Here is a 19,064-nt window from a genome sequence, read left to right as displayed (position 1 = left end):
AATGCGTGGTAAAACGCATAAAAACTCTTTTTTAACATCAAAATTACGCAAAGAAATGAACAAAATTACAGGGATAACAATGGCAATGGGCGTTCTTGCCGTTGTAAGTTGTGGCACTAAGCAGGGTACAGGATCGCTAATTGGTGCTGGTGGCGGTGCGCTTGTTGGCGGCATCATTGGTAAGCTCGCAGGAAACACAGCCGTAGGTGCTGCAATCGGTGGCGCTGTAGGCGCTGGCGCAGGTGCTATCATCGGTCATCACATGGATAAGGTGGCTGAACAGGCAAAGCAGGTGGAGAACGCAAAGGTAGAGAAGGTGACAGACGCTAACGGTCTTGAGGCTGTTAAGGTGACATTCGACTCTGGCATCCTCTTCGCAACAAACAAGGCAGACCTCAGCGCTGCTTCAAAAACTGCTCTTGCAAACTTCTCAAAGACATTGAAGGAGAACAACTTGTTGTACGTTGACATCTATGGTCATACCGACTCAACCGGCAACGACGGCATCAATATTCCGCTCAGCAACAAACGTGCGCAGAGCGTTGAGGCTTACTTGAAGAGCTGCGGCGTTTCGGCTTCTCAGCTTCAGAAAGTGGTTGGTAAGGGTAGCTCTGAGCCTGTGGCAGACAACGCAACTGTTCAGGGCCGCAAAGAGAACCGCCGTGTAGAGGTTTATCTCTATGCAAGTCAGGCTATGATTGACGCTGCAAATGCAGGCACACTCAAGTAAAGCAAGTATATAAAACTTACCGCATATAAGAATTAAGGTGGTGGGGATGTCAAGGAGAAATGCTTCGGAACTTCTTCTTGGCATTCCTTCTCTGCCTTATTTTTTTGTTTTAACAAATGTATGAAATTAGGTATCGTTTCTAAGTTGATAAAGTGGGCTTTGGCCTTGTTTTTCAGTTCTACAATTCTTGTGGTTGTGGCATATAGGTTCATTCCGGTATATGTTACGCCGCTTATGGTTATCCGCTGCTTCCAGCAGGTGGCAGACGGCGAGTCGATGAAGATGAGACATTCGTGGAAACCGCTCGACGATATATCGCGCTCGCTGCCGGTGGCTGTGATGGCGAGTGAAGACCAGCGCTTTCTGTTTCATCACGGTTTCGACTTCGGGGCTATACAGAAGGCTGTGCATCAGAACAAGCGAAGCTCGAAGCGCAAGTACGGAGCAAGCACCATATCGCAGCAGACTGCCAAGAATGTTTTTCTGTGGCCGGGCAGAAGCTGGGTGCGCAAAGGTTTCGAGGTCTACTTCACGGCTTTGATTGAAACGTTGTGGAGCAAGCATCGCATCATGGAGGTCTACCTTAACTCAATAGAGATGGGCGACGGCATCTATGGCGCTGAGGCAGTTGCCAAGTATCACTTCGGCAAGACTGCAGAGGAGCTCACACGTGCCGAGTGTGCTCTCATAGCCGCCACTCTGCCTAATCCGCGCAAGTTCGACAGCAGCAATCCTTCTGCTTATATGCGTGCCCGCCGCGGAAAGATAGAGTACGAGATGAAGTTCATGCCGCTCTTCCCGAAAGAAGGCGAGGACTACGATCCGTCGACAGCGTCGGGCGGAGTGTACAAGCGTAACAGGCATAAATAATATTTGAAACTTATATACGAAGCAATATAGTGGATACTCTTCTTAAATCATTGAACCCCAACCAGCTTGCAGCTGTGGAATATACCGACGGACCGGAGCTTATCATAGCAGGCGCCGGCTCTGGCAAGACTCGTGTGTTGACCTACAAGATAGCATATCTCTTGCAGAAGGGACTTGCTCCTTGGTCTATCCTTGCACTTACGTTTACGAACAAGGCAGCACGCGAGATGAAGAGTCGTGTAGCCGAACTCGTTGGTGAGGACCGCGCACGCTATCTTAATATGGGTACGTTCCACTCCGTATTTCTGCGCATACTGCGTGCGGAGGCAGAGGCTGTCGGTCTGCAGCGCAACTTCTCTATATACGACGATGGCGACTCGCGTGGGGTGGTGAACTCAATCATTAAGGAGATGCAGCTTGACGACAAGCAGTACAAGGCTTCTGCTATATTAGGTCGTATCGGTGCTGCAAAGAATAGTCTTGTGACGCCTGAGGTGTATATGTCGGATCCGCATCTTATGGAGCGCGACAAGGTTTCGAGTATGCCGAAGTTAGGACAGATATACGCTATGTATGCAGCACGTTGCAAGGCTGCCAATGCAGTCGACTTCGACGACATGCTTCTCTTTACCTATAAACTCTTTGCCGAGAATCCACAAATTGCTAAAAAGTATGCCGAGCGATTCTGCTATGTTCTTGTCGACGAGTATCAGGATACCAACTATGCCCAGCAGGCAATTCTGACGCTCCTGACGAAAGAGCAGCGTAATATCTGTGTTGTTGGTGACGATGCGCAGAGTATCTATGCTTTCCGTGGTGCTAACATCGACAATATACTCAAGTTTCAGAGCATATACGAAGGTGCACGTCTCTTCAAATTAGAGCAGAACTATCGTTCTACGCAAACTATAGTGAAAGCTGCTAACAGCGTTATTGTCAATAACCAACGCCAGATACGCAAGGAAGTGTTCAGCGAAAATGGTGATGGCGAGAAGGTGCATCTGAACATAGCTTATTCGGATAAGGAAGAAGCGAGTGTCGTGTGTAATGAAATACGTCGCTTGCACAATCGCTATGGTGTCGCCTATCGTGATATCGCTGTGCTTTATCGTACCAATGCGCAGAGCCGATTGTTTGAGGAGGAGCTTCGTCGTCAGGATACCCCATATTGCATCTATGGCGGCATGAGTTTCTATCAGCATAAGGAGATTAAGGACGTTATCGCTTACTTCCGTTTGGTGGCAAACCCGAACGACGAGGAAGCGTTGAAGCGCGTCATCAACTATCCGAAACGAGGTATCGGTGATACTACCATTTCGAAGCTTATAGCTGCGTCGCGTGCATGCAATGTCAGTTTGTGGGACGTTGTAGGCAATCCGAGTATGTATAATGCAGGCGTTTCTGCCGGAACCGAGAAAAAAGTGCTTGGTTTCTATTATCTCATTGACGAGTTTATACGCGACAATCGCACAGTCGACGCATACGGCTTGGGTAAGGAGATTCTGGAGAAGTCGGGCTTGAAGTTCGAATTGGCAGCCGACAAGTCGATAGAAGGTGCAGAACGTCAGGAAAACATTGAGGAATTTATGTCGGGTCTGCACGACTTTGTCGATACAAAGCGCGAGGAAGGTTATGAAGACGAGGTGTATATCGCCAATTTCCTACAAGAGGTTGCTCTGCTTACAGACAGCGATGAAGAGAATGATAACGATAATGATGCGTCTTCAAACGAGCGTGTGTCGCTTATGACAATACATGCGTCTAAAGGTTTGGAGTTCAATTCTGTTTTCGTTGTAGGGTTGGAGGAGAATATCTTCCCGAGTCCGCGTGCATGCTCTTCGGTTCGTGAGTTGGAGGAGGAGCGCCGTCTGCTCTATGTCGCTATAACGCGTGCCGAGCAACGTTGCTTCTTGTCGTGTGCTAAGAGTCGCTATCAGTATGGCAGTATGATGTTCAACGAGCCGAGTCGCTTTTTGAAGGAAATAGACAAGCAGTATTTGGCTGTCGAAGGCAATGCCGCAGGGTTTAAATCGTCAGAAAGGCAGCCGCAACCGTTCCTGTCACGTCCGCAATCTCGGTCATATCATGAAGCGCCGCAGCGCAATCCATTCCAAAGCACAATGCCTTCTGGTTTCCGTCGTTTGCAGACAGCGCCTCAGCGTTTTCAGACTTCGGCGTCAACTCAGCGTACGCAAGCCTCAGCTTCTTCACAACGACAGACCATATATGCCGGTGCCCGTGTTGAGCATCAGCGCTTTGGACTTGGAACTGTTGTTGCTGTAGAAGGAGTGGGCGAGAACGAGAAGGCTACCATCGAGTTTCAGAATGCAGGAACCAAGACTCTGCTCATGAAATTCGCTCGATTGACAGTTTTGAAGTAGGAAAAACAGAATAATATTGTGTATGTATAGAAAAATTAGTACCTTTGCAATCGATTACACACTAATATTCATTTAATACAAATTTTATGATTCTTCAAAATTTGCAAAACGATTTCAAAGGTTCTAATTGGAAGCGCGAAATTGACGTGCGTGATTTTATTCAGTCTAACTACGAGGCTTATGACGGCGACGAGTCGTTCCTTGTTGGTCCTACAGAGCGTACGAACCATCTTTGGGAGGTACTTTCAAAGATGTTCGAGGTGGAGCGCGAGAAGGGTGTTTATGATGCAGAAACAAAGTTGCCTCAGAGCATCGATACTTACGGTGCTGGCTATATCGACAAGGATAGTGAGGTGATTGTTGGTTTGCAGACCGACGTGCCTCTGAAGCGTGGTATCTTCCCTAAGGGCGGCATTCGTATGGTGGAGAAGGCTCTGAAGTCATACGGCTACGACCTTGATCCTGCAACAAAGACTATCTTTACAAAATATCGCAAGACACACAACGAGGGCGTGTTCTCTGCATATAACGATGATATCAAGGCTGCACGCCATGCTCATATCATCACTGGTTTGCCCGACGCATACGGTCGTGGCCGTATCATCGGCGACTACCGTCGTGTAGCTCTCTACGGTACAGCAAACCTTATCGAGGAGAAAAAGCGCTACTTCAAGCGTATCGACATCCAGGAGTTTACTGAGGAAATCGTTCGCCACCGCGAGGAGGTTTCAGAGCAGATTCAGGCTTTGAAGCAGTTTGAGCGCATGTGTGCTGCTTATGGTTTCGACGTAACCAAGCCGGCAACAAACGCTCGCGAAGCTGTTCAGTGGACTTACTTCGGCTACCTCGGTGCTGTTAAGGATCAGGACGGTGCTGCTATGTCGCTCGGTCGTGTCTGCGCATTCCTGGATATCTACATCCAGCGCGACCTCAAGAACGGCACGCTCACAGAGCAGGAAGCTCAGGAGCTCATCGACCAGATGATCATGAAGCTGCGTATCGTACGCTTCCTTCGTACTCCTGAATATAACGATCTCTTCTCAGGCGACCCAATTTGGGCTACAGCTTCTATTGGTGGTATGGGCATCGACGGCCGTTCGATGGTTACAAAGACCGACTATCGTTTCCTCCACACTCTCTACAATATGGGTCCGTCGCCAGAACCTAACCTTACTGTGCTTTGGAGCGAGCGCCTGCCAGAGGCATGGAAGAAGTATTGTGCTAAGGTAAGTATCGACACAAGCGCTATCCAGTATGAGAACGACGACCTTATGCGTGCTGATCTCGGCGACGACTACGGTATCGCATGCTGCGTATCGCCGATGAAGATTGGTAAGCAGATGCAGTTCTTCGGTGCTCGTGCTAACCTTGCTAAGTGTATGCTCTATGCTATCAATGGTGGTCGTGACGAGATGTCGGGCGAGCAGATTGCTCCGCGCTTTGCTCCTATCACTGGTGATTACCTCACATACGAGGAGTTCATGCCTAAGTTCGAGCAGATGATGCGTTGGTTGGCTAAGACTTATGTCAACGCTCTGAAGATTATCCACTACATGCACGACAAGTACGACTATGAGGCGTTTGAGATGTCGCTTCACGACGGAGATGTAGAGCGCACACGTGCTACCGGTATCGCTGGTCTGTCTATCGTTGCCGACTCTATCGCTGCAATGAAGAACTGTCGCATCCGCATCATCCGCGACGAGAGCGGTCTTGCAGTAGACTATAAGATTGAAGAGGGCGAATATATGCCGTTCGGCAACAACTGTGATGAGACAGACGAGATTGCAGTATCGCTCACAGAGACATTCATGGAGTATCTGCGCCAGCATCGCACATACCGCGACGCTGTTCCGACACAGAGCTTGCTGACCATCACTTCTAACGTTGTGTATGGCCGTAACACTGGTGCTACACCTGACGGTCGTCAGAAGGGCGTACCGTTCGCTCCGGGTGCTAACCCGATGAACGCACGCGACGTGAAGGGCGCTGTTGCAGCTCTTGCATCTGTTGCTAAGTTGCCGTTCCAGCACTCTCGCGATGGTATCTCTTACACATTCGCTATCGCTCCGTCGGCTCTCGGCAAGACAAAGGATATGCAGGCAGATAACCTCACACACTTGCTCGACGGCTACTTCACACCGACTGGCGGACAGCATATTAATGTGAACGTGTTCGACCGCGATCTTCTGCTCGATGCGATGGAGCATCCTGAGAAGTATCCGCAGCTTACAATCCGTGTCAGCGGTTATGCTGTGAACTTCGTGAAGCTTACACGTGAGCAGCAGCTCGATGTGCTCTCGCGTACAATCAACCTCGGTATGTAATTCTGAGCGTTAAATCGTAACTATAAATTGAGAGGCTGTGGTTTCTATGATGTAGGAACTACAGCCTCATATTGTTAAAATAAAAATTTTCCTTTACTGGTTTTAAACCAAATGGTCCGCGATGCGTCATAATATCAAAAAAGGAGACGCTATGAATAATGAAGAACAGTATATATTGAATCGTTGCGGAAAGCAGAACCCTTTCACGGTGCCCGAAGGCTATTTCGATAGTCTGCGCACAGAGCTTATGCAACGCGTCGAAGTAAAGCCCAAAGATGTTTCTCTTTGGAAACGTTGGCGTGGCTACGTGGCTGCGGCATGTATGGTTGGCGTTGTTGCCGGCGTTGCTACATACATCGGTTTCGGTTCTGAAACCACAGAGAACAAACATGTGGCTGTAAATGTAAAGACATCGAATGTCGACAACTTGTCTGAAGACGAATATGCCGACTATACAATGCTCGACAACGATGATATATATTCACTTTTGGCTAATAATTAGAATCATATAATAAAAGATTTTAAAATATTACATCAATGGTAGCACTTTTTGATAAATATGTACTTAGAACTTTGGCGCTTGTCGTAGCTTTTGTGTTGTGCAGCGCATCTGCTGCAGCGCAGAAAAAACATAACTTTAATCCGGCAAAGTTTGAAGCGGATTTAGAGCAGTTCATTGCTTCTGAAGTAGGTCTCACTCCAAGTGAGGCTTCTGCGTTTTTCCCCGTTTATCGTGAGATGCGTAAGAAGCAGTTGGCTTATTTCGGCGAAGAACGTCGTTTGCGCCATGTAGATCCGACAGACGAGAAAGCATGTGCTGAGGCTATTCGCAAACGTGACAAGAATGATATTGAACTGAAGGTTCTTCAGCAGACATATCATGAGCGTTTCATGACTATACTGCCAGCGACTAAGATTTTCAGGGTCTTGAAAGCTGAGAGTAAGTTTCACAGACAGTTCTTTAAAAAAGCGAAAGCTCAAAAAAAATAAAGGAAGATAGCAGCATTAAGAACTGATGGGTAGATATTTTATAGAGTTCGCATACGACGGAACCGATTATCATGGTTGGCAGATACAGCCTAATGGCAACTCTGTACAAGAGGAGTTGCAGAAGGCCTTGTCTATGATTCTGCGTATGGAAATAGGTGTTGTCGGTGCAGGACGTACTGACACTGGTGTGCATGCACGTAGGATGACGGCACACTTTGAAATAGATCGGAACATAGATTGTGAGCAATTGGCTTATAGGCTAAACCGCTTGTTGCCGCGCGATATAGCTGTTCATTCCGTATATCCGGTTGCTGATGATATGCATGCACGATTCAGCGCCACACTCCGAACATACCATTATTATATACACACCTCGAAGAACCCTTTCCTTAGGAAGTATTCTTGCGAGATGCATTACGACCTCGACTTCAACTTGATGAACGAGGCAGCAAGCTATTTGCTTACTGTTAAGGATTTCGGATCGTTCTGCAAGGCTCACAGCGACGTGAAAACCACTCTTTGTGATGTTTCTGAAGCCGTTTGGGTGCGCGATGGCGAGAGTGCTTGGCATTTCCGTATTTCTGCTAACCGCTTCCTGCGCAACATGGTGCGTGCAGTTGTGGGCACGTTGATAGAAGTTGGACGCCACCGACTCACACTCGAGCAGTTCCGTGAGGTCGTTGCCAGCGGAAATCGCTCCTCGGCAGGCGAGAGTATGCCGGGTAATGCGCTGTTTTTAGAAGACGTAAAGTATTAATATTTTAAGTAATAATATCTCACCCCTACATTTTTTTCTTTTATGTGGCTGATATTAGCGTTCTGCTCAGCAGCGTTGCTGGGCTTGTATGATGTAAGCAAGAAGAAGGCGTTGCTCAACAATGCCGTTCTTCCTGTCTTGTTTTTTAATACCGTAATCTGTACCCTTATCTTTATTCCGTTCATAGTTCTTTCGTCCACTACAAATGTGCTTGACGGAACGGCTTTCTATGTAGAACAGAGCACATGGGCTGAACATAAGTATATCATTCTGAAGGCATGTATTGTGTTGTCTTCGTGGGTATTCGGCTATTTCGCTATGAAACATCTGCCTATAACCATTGTCGGACCTATCAATGCTACGCGTCCGGTTATGGTGCTTGTCGGTGCGATGCTTGTGTTTGGCGAGCGCTTGAACGTATGGCAGTGGATTGGTGTGCTTTTGGCTATCGTTTCATTCTTCCTTTTGAGTAGAAGTGGTAAGAAAGAGGGTGTCAACTTCACTCATAATCGCTGGATATTCTTTCTTGTTGTGGCCGCTGTGCTTGGCGCTGTCAGCGGATTGTACGACAAGTATCTTATGGCTCCGCCTGAGAATGGGGGAGTGGGACTGAGCAGAATGGTAGTGCAGAGTTGGTATAATATTTATCAGCTTTGCCTCATGGGTTGTGCAATATTCGCTATTTGGTATCCTACACGTAAGAAGACAACGCCGTTTCATTGGCGTTGGAGTATTGTGTTTATTAGCATTTTCTTGAGTATTGCCGACTTCGTATACTTCTATGCGTTGAGTTTGCCTGGTGCAATGATTTCAATTGTGTCAATGGTGCGTCGCGGTAGTGTTGTAGTAAGTTTCTTCTGTGGTGCGATGTTGTTCAAAGAGAAGAACCTGACAAGTAAGTTGATTGATATGCTGTTCGTTATACTCGGAATGATTTTCTTGTATATAGGCTCGCACTAATTTAATTTACGTTTTTTAGTAATTACATTATTCGGCAATCCAATATAAAATGTTAACTTTGTAGGCAAATCGTAATATAAAGAAAACATCTATGGCACGAAATATATTTAAAGGACTTGGTGTGGCACTTATAACGCCATTCACTTCAGATGGTAATGTTGATTATAAATCATTAACCCGTTTGGTGGAATATCAGATTGATAATGGCGCTGATTTCCTCTGTATACTTGCCACGACAAGCGAGGCTCCTTGCTTGTCGGCTGAGGAAAAGGAAAAGGTGAAACAGCTTGTAATCGAAGTCAATCGTGGACGTTTGCCGCTCCTTATGGGATGTGGTGGCAACAATACTAAGGCTATTGTTGAAGAACTGAAGAATAGCGACTGGCGTGGCATAGATGGTGTGTTGAGTGTTTGTCCGTATTATAACAAGCCCTCACAGGAAGGTCTTTACCAGCATTTCAAGGCAATAGCAGAGGCAAGTCCGCTGCCGGTTGTTCTTTATAATGTACCCGGACGTACCGGTGTGAACCTTAAGGCAGAGACTACAGTTCGCTTGGCTAACGATTGCGAGAATATCATAGCAATCAAGGAAGCCAGCGGCAGCTTGGAGCAGGTTGACGAGATTATAAAGAACAAGCCGGCTCGTTTCGACGTGATTAGCGGTGACGATGCTCTCACGTTCTCTATGGTGGCGAGCGGGGCAGCAGGTAGCATCTCTGTTATCGGCAATGCTTTGCCGAAGGAGGTTTCGCGCATGATTCGTCTCGAATTTAACGGCGAGTACGAAGCCGCACGCACTATACATCATCGTTTTACAGAGTTGTATTCTCTGCTCTTCATCGACGGAAACCCGGCTGGTGTGAAGGCATTGCTGCACGAGATGGGTTTCATCGAGAACGTATTGCGTCTGCCGCTTGTCCCCACTCGTATCACGACGCTTCAGAAGATGACAGAGATTCTGAAAACTCTCAAAATATAACTATATAGCATTTCGCTATATATAATAAATGTGGTTTGACACACAAGGTTATCATATTTCCTACGCTTTGCGTTGTTGTGTTAGCGCTATTTCTTCTTAATATCTTTTATGGGGCTGTACGGATTCCAGTATCCGAAGTTCTTGGAATATTAAGTGGAAATGAAGCGTCTAACGTTTCGTGGCAGTATATCGTTATGGGCTATCGCTTGCCGCAGGCCCTTACAGCCCTTCTCACGGGCAGTGTGCTGTCTGTTTGCGGACTCATGCTGCAGGTTATATTTCGCAATCCGCTTGCAGATTCTTCCATTCTCGGTATAAGCAGCGGCGCTGGTCTGGGCGTAGCGTGTGTCATGCTGATGTTCGGCGGAGGCTTGTACATCGGAACTTTGTCTGTAGCAGGTTTTGCTGCAGTCTTTACTGCCGCCTTGTTAGGTGCGTTGGCTGTTACTTTTGTCATGCTTTTCCTTTCAAGTCTCATCCGTAACAACGCTTTATTGCTCATCGCTGGTGTTATGCTTGGTTACATAACCTCGTCGGTCGTGATGCTCCTGAACTTCTTTGCATCTGCTGACGGCGTCCGAGCGTATGTGCAATGGGGAATGGGTAATTTCTCTGGAGTTTCACAAACGATGTTGCCTTTCTATGCAATTTTGTCTATAGTATGCATAGCTGCGTCGTCTCTACTTGTGAAACCTTTGAACATAATGATGATTGGTAGTCGGTATGCAGAGAATTTGGGCGTAAACATAAAGCGTTTGCGCACGATTATCTTGTTGCTTACCGGTGTAATGGCAGCTTTGTCTACAGCCTTTTGCGGACCGATTGCCTTTATCGGTTTGGCTGTTCCGCATCTGTCTCGTCTGTTGTTGCGTACGGACGACTTCCGATTAATCATGCCAACAACAATTCTTCTTGGCGCTATCGTCGCCTTAATCTGCAATTTTATATGTGTATTGCCCAGTAATGGATGTGTGTTGCCGCTTAATGCCGTGACACCATTCCTCGGCGTGCCCATAATATTATATGTAATATCAAGGAAAAGCTATTCGTTATGAATGAAATAGAACGTATAAAACAGCTTCGTAAGTTGCTGCATGAATATAATCACAACTATTATGTGCAGAACATGCCTACGGTCACCGACCGTGAGTTTGACGAATTGATGCATGAGTTACAGTCGCTTGAGGAGAAACATCCCGAACTGTATGACCCCAATTCGCCTACGCAACGTGTGGGCAGCGATTTGACACAGGGCTTCACCCAGGTAGAGCACAAGTATCCGATGCTCTCGTTGGCTAATACCTACAACGAGCAGGATGTGCAAGACTGGTACGAGTCGGTGAAGCGTGGACTCGAAGGCGAAGATTTTGAAGTGTGCTGCGAGATGAAGTACGACGGATTGTCTATATCTCTTACCTACGAGAATGGTCGCCTTGTTCGTGGCGTTACGCGTGGCGACGGAGTTGTAGGCGACGATGTTACTGCCAATGTGAAGACTATCCGTTGCATACCGCTTGTGCTCAACGAGAATGTGGGTTATCCCGATAAGTTTGAGATACGCGGCGAGATTCTTATGCCTTGGAAGGTGTTCGATGATCTGAATGCTCAGCGCGAAGCTGCTGAAGAACCGTTGTTCGCCAATCCGCGCAACGCGGCAAGCGGCACTTTGAAAAGTCAGGACCCACGCCTCGTTGCCGATCGACATCTTGACTGCTATCTCTATTATCTGCTTGGTGAGACTTTGCCGTCTGACGGTCATTTCGAGAATTTGGCTGAGGCTGCGAAGTGGGGATTCAAGATATCGCAAGGCATGCGCAAGGTGAAGACGCTTCAGGAGATATACGACTTCATAAACTATTGGGACGTTGAGCGCAAGAACTTGCCGGTGGCTACCGACGGAATCGTGCTTAAGGTAAATTCGCTCCGTCAGCAGCAACACTTGGGTTATACAGCCAAGTCGCCTCGTTGGGCTATCGCTTATAAGTTCAAGGCTGAGCAGGCTACGACACGTCTTGAGAGTGTGTCGTTCCAGGTTGGTCGAACAGGCGCCGTAACGCCGGTGGCTAACATGGATGCCGTGCGACTTGCCGGTACAATGGTGAAACGTGCTACGCTTAACAATGAGGACTTTATCAAGAACCTCGACTTGCATATCGGCGATTACGTCTACGTTGAGAAGGGTGGAGAGATTATCCCTAAGATTGTAGGCGTTGATGTATCGAAGCGTTCGGCTGAGGCACAGCCCGTGAAGTTTATTGACTGCTGCCCTGAGTGCGGCACTCCGCTTGTGCGTTACGAGGGCGAAGCTGCGCATTATTGTCCGAACGATACGGGCTGCCCACCGCAGATAAAGGGTCGCATAGAGCATTTCATAGCTCGCAAGGCGATGAACATCGACTCGTTAGGACCTGAGACCGTTGACGATTACTATCGTCGCGGACTCATACACAATATTGCCGACTTGTACTGCATCCAGGTTCAGGACATCAATGGCAGCGGCAACCGTGAGCGTTCGGCTCGCAAGATTGTGGCAAGCATTGAGGCTTCTAAGCAAGTGCCGTTCGAGCGTGTTGTCTTTGCTCTCGGCATACGCTTTGTCGGCGAAACTTCAGCCCGACTGTTGGCGCGCCATTTCAAGTCGATGGATGCGCTGCAGAACGCTTCGTTGCAGCAGCTGATGGATGTAGATGGAGTAGGCGAGGTGATAGCAAAGAGTATCATTACCTACTTCCACAATGCGGCGAACCTTGAGATAGTGAACCGTTTGCGTGAATACGGCTTGCAGATGCAGCTTTCTTCCGAGCAGATAGCTAACACTACGAACAAACTTGAGGGAAAGAGCATCGTCATCAGTGGTGTCTTCTCTAAGCATAGTCGCGACGAGTATAAGGCTATGATAGAGCAGAACGGCGGCAAGAACGTTGGTTCTATCAGTGGCAAGACGTCCTTCATCCTTGCCGGTGAGAATATGGGACCGTCAAAGCTGCAGAAAGCCGAGAAGCTGGGCGTGCAAATCGTAGACGAGGACACATTCCTCAGTATGTTAGAATAATAATGTAGAAACCCTAAATACAGAATATGAAAATAGTAATAGGCATAGATGTTGGCATTAGCACTACAAAAATCGTAGGTATCAACGAACAAGGCAATGTCGTATCACCAATCAGAATACGAGCTACCGACCCCGTAACTTCGCTTTATGGTGCTTTCGGAAAGTATCTGCACGACAATCATATCCAGTTGGGTGATGTAGAGAAGGTTATGCTTACCGGTGTGGGCAGCGCTTATATCAACGAGCCGGTTTATGGCTTGCCTACAGACAAGGCGGAGGAGTTTCTGGCAGATGGTTTGGGCGCTCGTTACGAGACCAACCTTGATCGTATGCTTGTCGTTAGTCTCGGAACGGGCACGTCAATCGTTAAGTGCGACGGCGACGACATCAAGCATATTGGCGGTATCGGTATCGGCGGCGGCACATTGCAGGGTTTGTCGCGTTTGCTCCTGAAGACCGACGACATAAAGCAGGTGGCAGCGCTTGCCGAAGAAGGCGACCTCTCGCATATCAATGTGCTTATTAAGGACATCTGCGCCAACCCGTTACAGGGACTTCCTATGGACGCTATCGCTTCGTTGTTCGGCAACGCGAAGACGAACGCTTCTCGTGAGGACATAGCGCTCGGACTAATCTGGATGGTGTTGCAGTCTATCTGTAGCGCAACGATTCTCTCGTCGCTCGGTAGCGGAATTAAGGAATTTGTGATGATTGGCAACTTAACGCTTCTTCCGCAGGTGCGCCATGTGTTCCCTGCTACTGAACGTCTCTATGGCGTGAAGTTCCGCATCCCGAGATATTCAGAGTTCTGTACAGCGATAGGTGCGGCGTTGTGCTATCTTAATGTCCACAAACCAACGCTTTAATACTCTATGTACGGACTTATTCGTTCAATGTCATAGCTTGAGAATTCTTTCATGAGTTTCAGCTCTGACATTGAGCGTATCTTTCCGTGCAAACGCCTGTAGTCGGTTATTGCGCGAGCCATATAATAATTAATGTAAGGATGGCGCTTCAACTGCGATAAAGTCAATTGGTTTATACGTAGCTTTCGGATGCTTTTCTCGTCGATAGCTATGTATTTTATTGCATCCTCCGGCATGTCTTCTATTTCCAGCAACTGCTCTTTGTTTACAAATCCGCCCAATTGGTCGCGGTATCTTATAATCTGTCGCGAGTAGTAGCTGCCGATGCCCGGTATTTTCATCAGTTCGGTAGTGTCAGCATTGTTCACTTCGATGTGTTCTCCAACGCGTATCTTCGGTGTGTATGTTTTCTGTTCGCCATTCGTGGCGTTCTCGTCGTCGCTCTTATTCTCAAACCTTTTGTTGCGTTCGTATCCCCGTTTGCGGTTCTTCACCTCCGCCAACGAACTTGCCGGCAGATAGTCGGCGCCGATACGGATATACGGCTCCAGACGTCTATAGTCTTTTACGGTTAGTCCATAGACGTACGCAAAATCTTCTTTACATTGGTACACGCCACCACGCGCTCTGTACTTATATATATTGCGGACCTGCCAAGGACGCAGCCCCAATTGCAGTAGCTGCGTGCTGTCAGCGGTGTTAGGGTCGAAGTAGAACAACTTCGACCCTATTTTGTTTTCGTCCATTGCCTCGTCTTTCGCGTCCTTACTTTCGTATCTCTCAGCTCTTGTTTTGGCAGCTTTCTCAGGGCTCTCAATCTTGTTGCTTGTGTCGTCTGTATTAGACAAAGCGCCCAAGAGTATCGCTACGACCAAAATAAGAGTGCAGAGAAACGTGAAGGTACGTCTGTCCGATCTCGGCATATAGAAGAATTCTTTCAGAAACATTGTGGCGTGTGTTATGTTTAGTCTTCCATCAGTTTTCTATAGCGACCCTTCTTTATTTCTTCGTTTCCGAGTCGGCGTGCCTTGTTAATCTCGTAGTCAGAGTAGCTGCCCTCGAAGAAGAACACTTCGCCGTCGCCCTCGAAAGCAAGGATGTGCGTACAGATACGGTCGAGGAACCAGCGATCGTGGCTGATCACTACGGCGCATCCGGCGAAGCTTTCAAGACCTTCCTCCAAAGCGCGCAACGTGTTCACGTCGATATCGTTGGTAGGCTCGTCGAGCAACAGCACGTTTCCTTCCTGCTTCAGAGCCAAAGCAAGCTGCAAGCGGTTGCGTTCGCCGCCAGAAAGTGTCTCGCAGAGTTTGCTCTGGTCTGTGCCCGCAAAGTTGAAGCGCGAGATGTAAGCACGTGCGTTCACGTCTCTGCCGCCCATGCGTATTGTCTCGTTGCCCTGAGAGATAGTCTCGTAAACCGACTTCTTCGGGTCGATGTCCTTATGCTGCTGGTCTACGTAAGCCAACTTCACAGTCTCGCCAACCTCGAACGTACCGCCGTCGGCGTGCTCCAAGCCCATAATCATGCGGAAGAGAGTAGTCTTGCCCGCACCGTTCGGACCGATAACGCCCACGATGCCGTTAGGCGGAAGCATGAAGTTGAGGTCGTTGAAAAGCACCTTGTCGCCGAAAGCCTTCTTCACGTGCTGAGCCTCGATCACCTTGTTGCCGAGACGCGGACCGTTCGGGATGAAGATCTCCAGCTTCTCCTCACGCTCCTTCTGCTCCTCGCCGAGCATCTGCTCGTAAGCGTTCAGACGAGCCTTGCCCTTAGCCTGACGAGCCTTCGGAGCCATGTGCGCCCATTCAAGCTCGCGCTCCAACGCCTTGCGGCGCTTCGAAGCCTGCTTCTCCTCCTGCATCATTCGCGTGGTCTTCTGCTCCAGCCAAGAAGAGTAGTTGCCGTGCCAAGGTATACCCTCGCCGCGGTCGAGCTCAAGAATCCATTCGCTCACATCGTCGAGGAAGTAGCGGTCGTGAGTAACGGCGATAACCGTTCCCTCATACTGCTGCAGGTGCTGCTCCAGCCAGTCGATGCTCTCAGCGTCCAGGTGGTTGGTAGGCTCGTCAAGCAACAGCACGTCCGGCTTCTGCAGCAACAGACGGCAGAGAGCTACGCGGCGACGCTCGCCACCAGAAAGATGAGTGACGGGAAGGTCGCCCTTCGGACAACGCAAGGCTGCCATCGCACGGTCGAGCTTCGAGTCCATGTTCCATGCGTCCGTAGCGTCGATGATGTCCTGCACCTCCGACTGACGCTGCATCAGCTTGTCCATCTTGTCCGGATCGCCATAGTATTCCTCCAAACCGAACTTCTCGTTAATCTCCTCATACTCCTTCAGAGCATCGTATGCCTGCTGCACACCTTCCATAACGTTCTCCTTAACGGTCTTGGTCTCGTCGAGCGGCGGATCCTGCGGCAGATAACCTACCGAGTAGCCCGGACTCCACACAACGTCGCCCTGAGTAGGCTGGTCGAGTCCTGCAATGATCTTCATCAACGTCGACTTACCTGCACCGTTCAGACCGATGATGCCAATCTTGGCACCATAGAAGAACGAGAGGTAGATGTCCTTCAATATCTGTTTGCGATTCTGCGGGATGATCTTAGACACCCCGACCATAGAGAAAATGATTTTCTTGTCGTCTACTGTTGCCATTTATATAAATAGGTTTTTTATCTGTTAATAATTACAAGTTGTCGAAATATCCTTTTGTGAACATGTCGTACGACAATGCTTCAAGCTCCTTGAGCGTCATACGCTCAACGGCGTGTTCTATCTTACGAATGATTTCTTCGCGTTTATAATCGCTGTCTTCATTCAGACCTGCGTGCTTAAAATGGTTCATCGTGATAAATATGGTTTAGGGTTTCCATTTGCAAATTTAACGAATATATCCGATAAATCAGCATCTTTTCTTTAAATTATATGTATTTCTTTTGTTTTGAATGCTTGTTACAGCTTCGTGGTAACAATGTTACCGAAGTGCGGTAACAACGTAACCGCATTGCGGTAATGATGTTACCACGGCGCGGTAATAAGTCCTTTCAACTGCAGTTGGTGGATAGATATTGTGCTGCTTCCGGATAATATCAGCAATCAATTTATTACTTGTATTTATAGAACTTGTAAATTAAAACCTAAAATCTCTGAATAGAGCTATCTGTTTGGTTTATAAATCATAATAAGGATGAAAAAATTACAAACGAATAATAATTATACGCGTTTTTCTTTGTCGTTTAATGTATTGTGTGTATATTTGCAATGTCAAACAATAAAAACAAAATTATTATGGAAAAGTATATATGTGATGTTTGTGGTTGGGAATACGACCCGACAGTTGGCGACCCTGAAAACGGCATTGAGCCAGGTACAGCATTTGAAGACCTCCCGGAGGATTGGGTATGCCCACTTTGCGGAGTAGGTAAGGATCAGTTTAGTCCGGCATAGGAAACCGGTTTTGTGATAAAAAGCATTGGCGCATTATTGCGTTCTCTTTTAAGAACCAATATGCCAATGCTTTTTTTATTATGTTGTACTGGCGAAGCACAACATCACGTCGAATAATATCTTCTCGAACACCGCACCGATGGCACCGATGCCTTCGATACGCTCTATATCGGCTGCGAGAAGTTCCTACAGCATGATTTATATTCAATTGCGATTGGTGGGGTGAGATGAATTTTTTATGCTTTCATTGTATAAAATCTAAATATTTTATATTTTTGTATCCAAAAACTATTTTATATGTTCTATAATAAGAAAATAACAATGTTTGGTCATGAGATATATTGTCGTGACAATAATAGGTATATGACACTACCTCATAAACAGGTAGTAACTAAGTCTGGTTTTATATTCAATTTACCAAACCCAGAAACAGAAATAAAAGTTAATACATCTTATTATCTTGAAGAATTGTATTATTTTGGTGATGATAGCTCAATTGTTAATAAATTCTTAAAGATATTGGATTGGATTTATGAGCAAACACAACGTCACTATGATGAAGCAATCGTAAAGACTCTTGTAAAATATTGCCCTCAAGTCGATACGACTCCTATGGCGCCATTTTTCACAATAATATATCTTGCAATGCTTGATTGGGAAATAGGAAGTTCATATCCTGTCGGTTCTGGAAAATTAAGAGTTTACAAAAGTTGCAAAGCAGCGCTTTTGCATGAATGTGATCCTAGAATGTTCTCGAAAAAGGACAAAATTGAAGACGATAACATTGATAGTTCCTTTGTTAATAATTATGAAGACCATTATGAGCGAACCGACTCTTCCCCAGAGAATGATGTTATGGATGCTTTGGAAAATGGTAATGGAGACTATTTTGGATATTAATGAAGTGGAAAGCTGCCTAAGCACCTTTTCTATAAGCCTTTGTCTTACGCCCCCAACGTAGGATGAAGGCTTTTCTTTTACCAGTGCCGTGGCTACTGCTACAGCACCTCCTTCCGTTACACTTTGCACCTTTTGGCTCATGCATCTCTTGCGAGAAGCGTGCAAGGCAACTAACAAGGTAGTCAATCCTATCTTCTCACGGAGGACTTCTATAAAGGTACAAGACGAATGAAGCTGCAGGACTCTAACGAAATCCGGCAGCTTCGAGATGTTTGTATATTTGAGGTGAATGGGATTGGGCTGTTCCTGTGAATATGAGATGCCTTATAAAATGAAAATTCTACATTCTAATTGATCGGCACTATCCAACGTTTCTCACTATCTAATCCCCATTGGACATGCCACATACTTCCAAAGTTTTTATCCAACAATAAGAACTGAAACATGTTTTCTGTTGGATAAAGTTCAAATCTGCCGTTATTGTTTCCGATGCTGATGCCATAGGTCAGATCAACGTCGTTCAGTACAGTTATAAACTCTTTATCATGGTCTAAATTCCATTGTACCTGGTCTATCTTTCCATTACTTGTGTTTAGACGTAAGAATGTGTATATATTTTCAGTTTTGTAAAGTTTGTATGTGTTGCTTAACACACCATCAACATATTGTTTAGCCAATTGCTGTGCAATATCCTTTACTTCTATGTGAATGGAGTCCAATAGATTTTGACCACCTTTGATTTGTGCATGTCCTAATATAGGCAGACACATAAACAATGTACATAATGAAATCTTTCCC

18 protein-coding genes are annotated in these 19,064 nt (G+C 46.9%); 14 read left to right on the top strand and 4 right to left on the bottom strand.

The window, feature by feature from the left end:
- Positions 1-55: 55 nt before the first annotated feature.
- The 12 genes from KTQ90_RS07835 (at position 56) to coaW (ending at position 13,912) form a co-directional block, all read left to right on the top strand.
- A complete protein-coding gene (locus tag KTQ90_RS07835; RefSeq protein ID WP_022158513.1) occupies positions 56-730 on the top strand; it encodes a YiaD family glycine zipper/OmpA-like lipoprotein in 675 nt (224 codons plus the stop codon).
- A gap of 120 nt (positions 731-850) precedes the next feature.
- On the top strand, positions 851-1,600 hold the full coding sequence (mtgA, locus tag KTQ90_RS07830) for a monofunctional biosynthetic peptidoglycan transglycosylase (RefSeq protein ID WP_217317916.1): 750 nt from the start codon (positions 851-853) through the stop codon (positions 1,598-1,600).
- A 29-nt stretch (positions 1,601-1,629) separates the two neighbouring features.
- The gene (locus KTQ90_RS07825; RefSeq protein ID WP_217317915.1) at positions 1,630-3,981 is read left to right on the top strand and encodes an ATP-dependent helicase; all 2,352 of its coding nucleotides are present in this window, start codon (positions 1,630-1,632) and stop codon (positions 3,979-3,981) included.
- 86 nt (positions 3,982-4,067) lie between these two features.
- Complete coding sequence (gene pflB / locus KTQ90_RS07820) at positions 4,068-6,308, top strand: formate C-acetyltransferase (RefSeq protein WP_217317914.1); 2,241 nt, start codon at positions 4,068-4,070, stop codon at positions 6,306-6,308.
- A gap of 151 nt (positions 6,309-6,459) precedes the next feature.
- Positions 6,460-6,810, top strand: a complete 351-nt coding sequence (locus tag KTQ90_RS07815) for a hypothetical protein (protein ID WP_217317913.1) — start codon at positions 6,460-6,462, stop codon at positions 6,808-6,810.
- 35 nt (positions 6,811-6,845) lie between these two features.
- Positions 6,846-7,298: a hypothetical protein gene (locus KTQ90_RS07810; protein ID WP_254359543.1), complete on the top strand. Its 453-nt coding sequence runs from the start codon at positions 6,846-6,848 to the stop codon at positions 7,296-7,298.
- 25 nt (positions 7,299-7,323) lie between these two features.
- Complete coding sequence (gene truA / locus KTQ90_RS07805) at positions 7,324-8,055, top strand: tRNA pseudouridine(38-40) synthase TruA (RefSeq protein ID WP_217317911.1); 732 nt, start codon at positions 7,324-7,326, stop codon at positions 8,053-8,055.
- A gap of 42 nt (positions 8,056-8,097) precedes the next feature.
- The gene (locus tag KTQ90_RS07800; protein ID WP_217317910.1) at positions 8,098-9,015 is read left to right on the top strand and encodes a DMT family transporter; all 918 of its coding nucleotides are present in this window, start codon (positions 8,098-8,100) and stop codon (positions 9,013-9,015) included.
- A gap of 91 nt (positions 9,016-9,106) precedes the next feature.
- On the top strand, positions 9,107-9,994 hold the full coding sequence (dapA, locus tag KTQ90_RS07795; protein WP_022158521.1) for a 4-hydroxy-tetrahydrodipicolinate synthase: 888 nt from the start codon (positions 9,107-9,109) through the stop codon (positions 9,992-9,994).
- Between the two features lie 35 nt (positions 9,995-10,029).
- On the top strand, positions 10,030-11,049 hold the full coding sequence (locus KTQ90_RS07790) for an iron ABC transporter permease (RefSeq protein ID WP_217317909.1): 1,020 nt from the start codon (positions 10,030-10,032) through the stop codon (positions 11,047-11,049).
- The gene (gene ligA, locus KTQ90_RS07785; protein WP_217317907.1) at positions 11,046-13,046 is read left to right on the top strand and encodes an NAD-dependent DNA ligase LigA; all 2,001 of its coding nucleotides are present in this window, start codon (positions 11,046-11,048) and stop codon (positions 13,044-13,046) included. Before KTQ90_RS07790 ends, ligA begins: the two co-directional genes overlap by 4 nt.
- 26 nt (positions 13,047-13,072) lie before the next feature.
- The gene (gene coaW, locus KTQ90_RS07780; RefSeq protein WP_217317906.1) at positions 13,073-13,912 is read left to right on the top strand and encodes a type II pantothenate kinase; all 840 of its coding nucleotides are present in this window, start codon (positions 13,073-13,075) and stop codon (positions 13,910-13,912) included.
- Here the strand turns inward: coaW and KTQ90_RS07775 are convergent.
- The 3 genes from KTQ90_RS07775 to KTQ90_RS07765 are packed head-to-tail and all read right to left on the bottom strand — an operon-like array spanning position 13,909 to position 16,764.
- Positions 13,909-14,859: a ComEA family DNA-binding protein gene (locus KTQ90_RS07775; RefSeq protein WP_217317905.1), complete on the bottom strand. Its 951-nt coding sequence runs from the start codon at positions 14,857-14,859 to the stop codon at positions 13,909-13,911. The genes coaW and KTQ90_RS07775 overlap by 4 nt on opposite strands.
- Before the next feature lie 17 nt (positions 14,860-14,876).
- Positions 14,877-16,574 carry an energy-dependent translational throttle protein EttA gene (gene ettA, locus KTQ90_RS07770; protein WP_022158527.1) on the bottom strand — a complete coding sequence of 566 codons (1,698 nt, stop codon included), beginning with the start codon at positions 16,572-16,574 and terminating at the stop codon, positions 14,877-14,879.
- 31 nt (positions 16,575-16,605) lie between these two features.
- On the bottom strand, positions 16,606-16,764 hold the full coding sequence (locus tag KTQ90_RS07765) for a hypothetical protein (protein WP_022158528.1): 159 nt from the start codon (positions 16,762-16,764) through the stop codon (positions 16,606-16,608).
- Between the two features lie 443 nt (positions 16,765-17,207).
- Here KTQ90_RS07765 and rd point away from each other — a divergent pair, with 443 nt between their 5' ends.
- On the top strand, positions 17,208-17,366 hold the full coding sequence (rd, locus tag KTQ90_RS07760; protein WP_022158529.1) for a rubredoxin: 159 nt from the start codon (positions 17,208-17,210) through the stop codon (positions 17,364-17,366).
- Between the two features lie 297 nt (positions 17,367-17,663).
- Positions 17,664-18,266, top strand: a complete 603-nt coding sequence (locus KTQ90_RS07755) for a hypothetical protein (RefSeq protein ID WP_217317904.1) — start codon at positions 17,664-17,666, stop codon at positions 18,264-18,266.
- Between the two features lie 347 nt (positions 18,267-18,613).
- On the opposite strand, the gene KTQ90_RS07750 is transcribed toward KTQ90_RS07755, so the two are convergent.
- Positions 18,614-19,057: a hypothetical protein gene (locus KTQ90_RS07750; RefSeq protein ID WP_407936607.1), complete on the bottom strand. Its 444-nt coding sequence runs from the start codon at positions 19,055-19,057 to the stop codon at positions 18,614-18,616.
- Between the last annotated feature and the right edge of the window lie 7 nt (positions 19,058-19,064).

The sequence above is a fragment of the Leyella stercorea genome, assembly GCF_019052365.1.
Lineage (GTDB): Bacteria > Bacteroidota > Bacteroidia > Bacteroidales > Bacteroidaceae > Prevotella.
The sequence above is the reverse complement of the archived record's forward strand: the minus strand, read 5'-3'. Positions and strand labels throughout refer to the sequence as shown.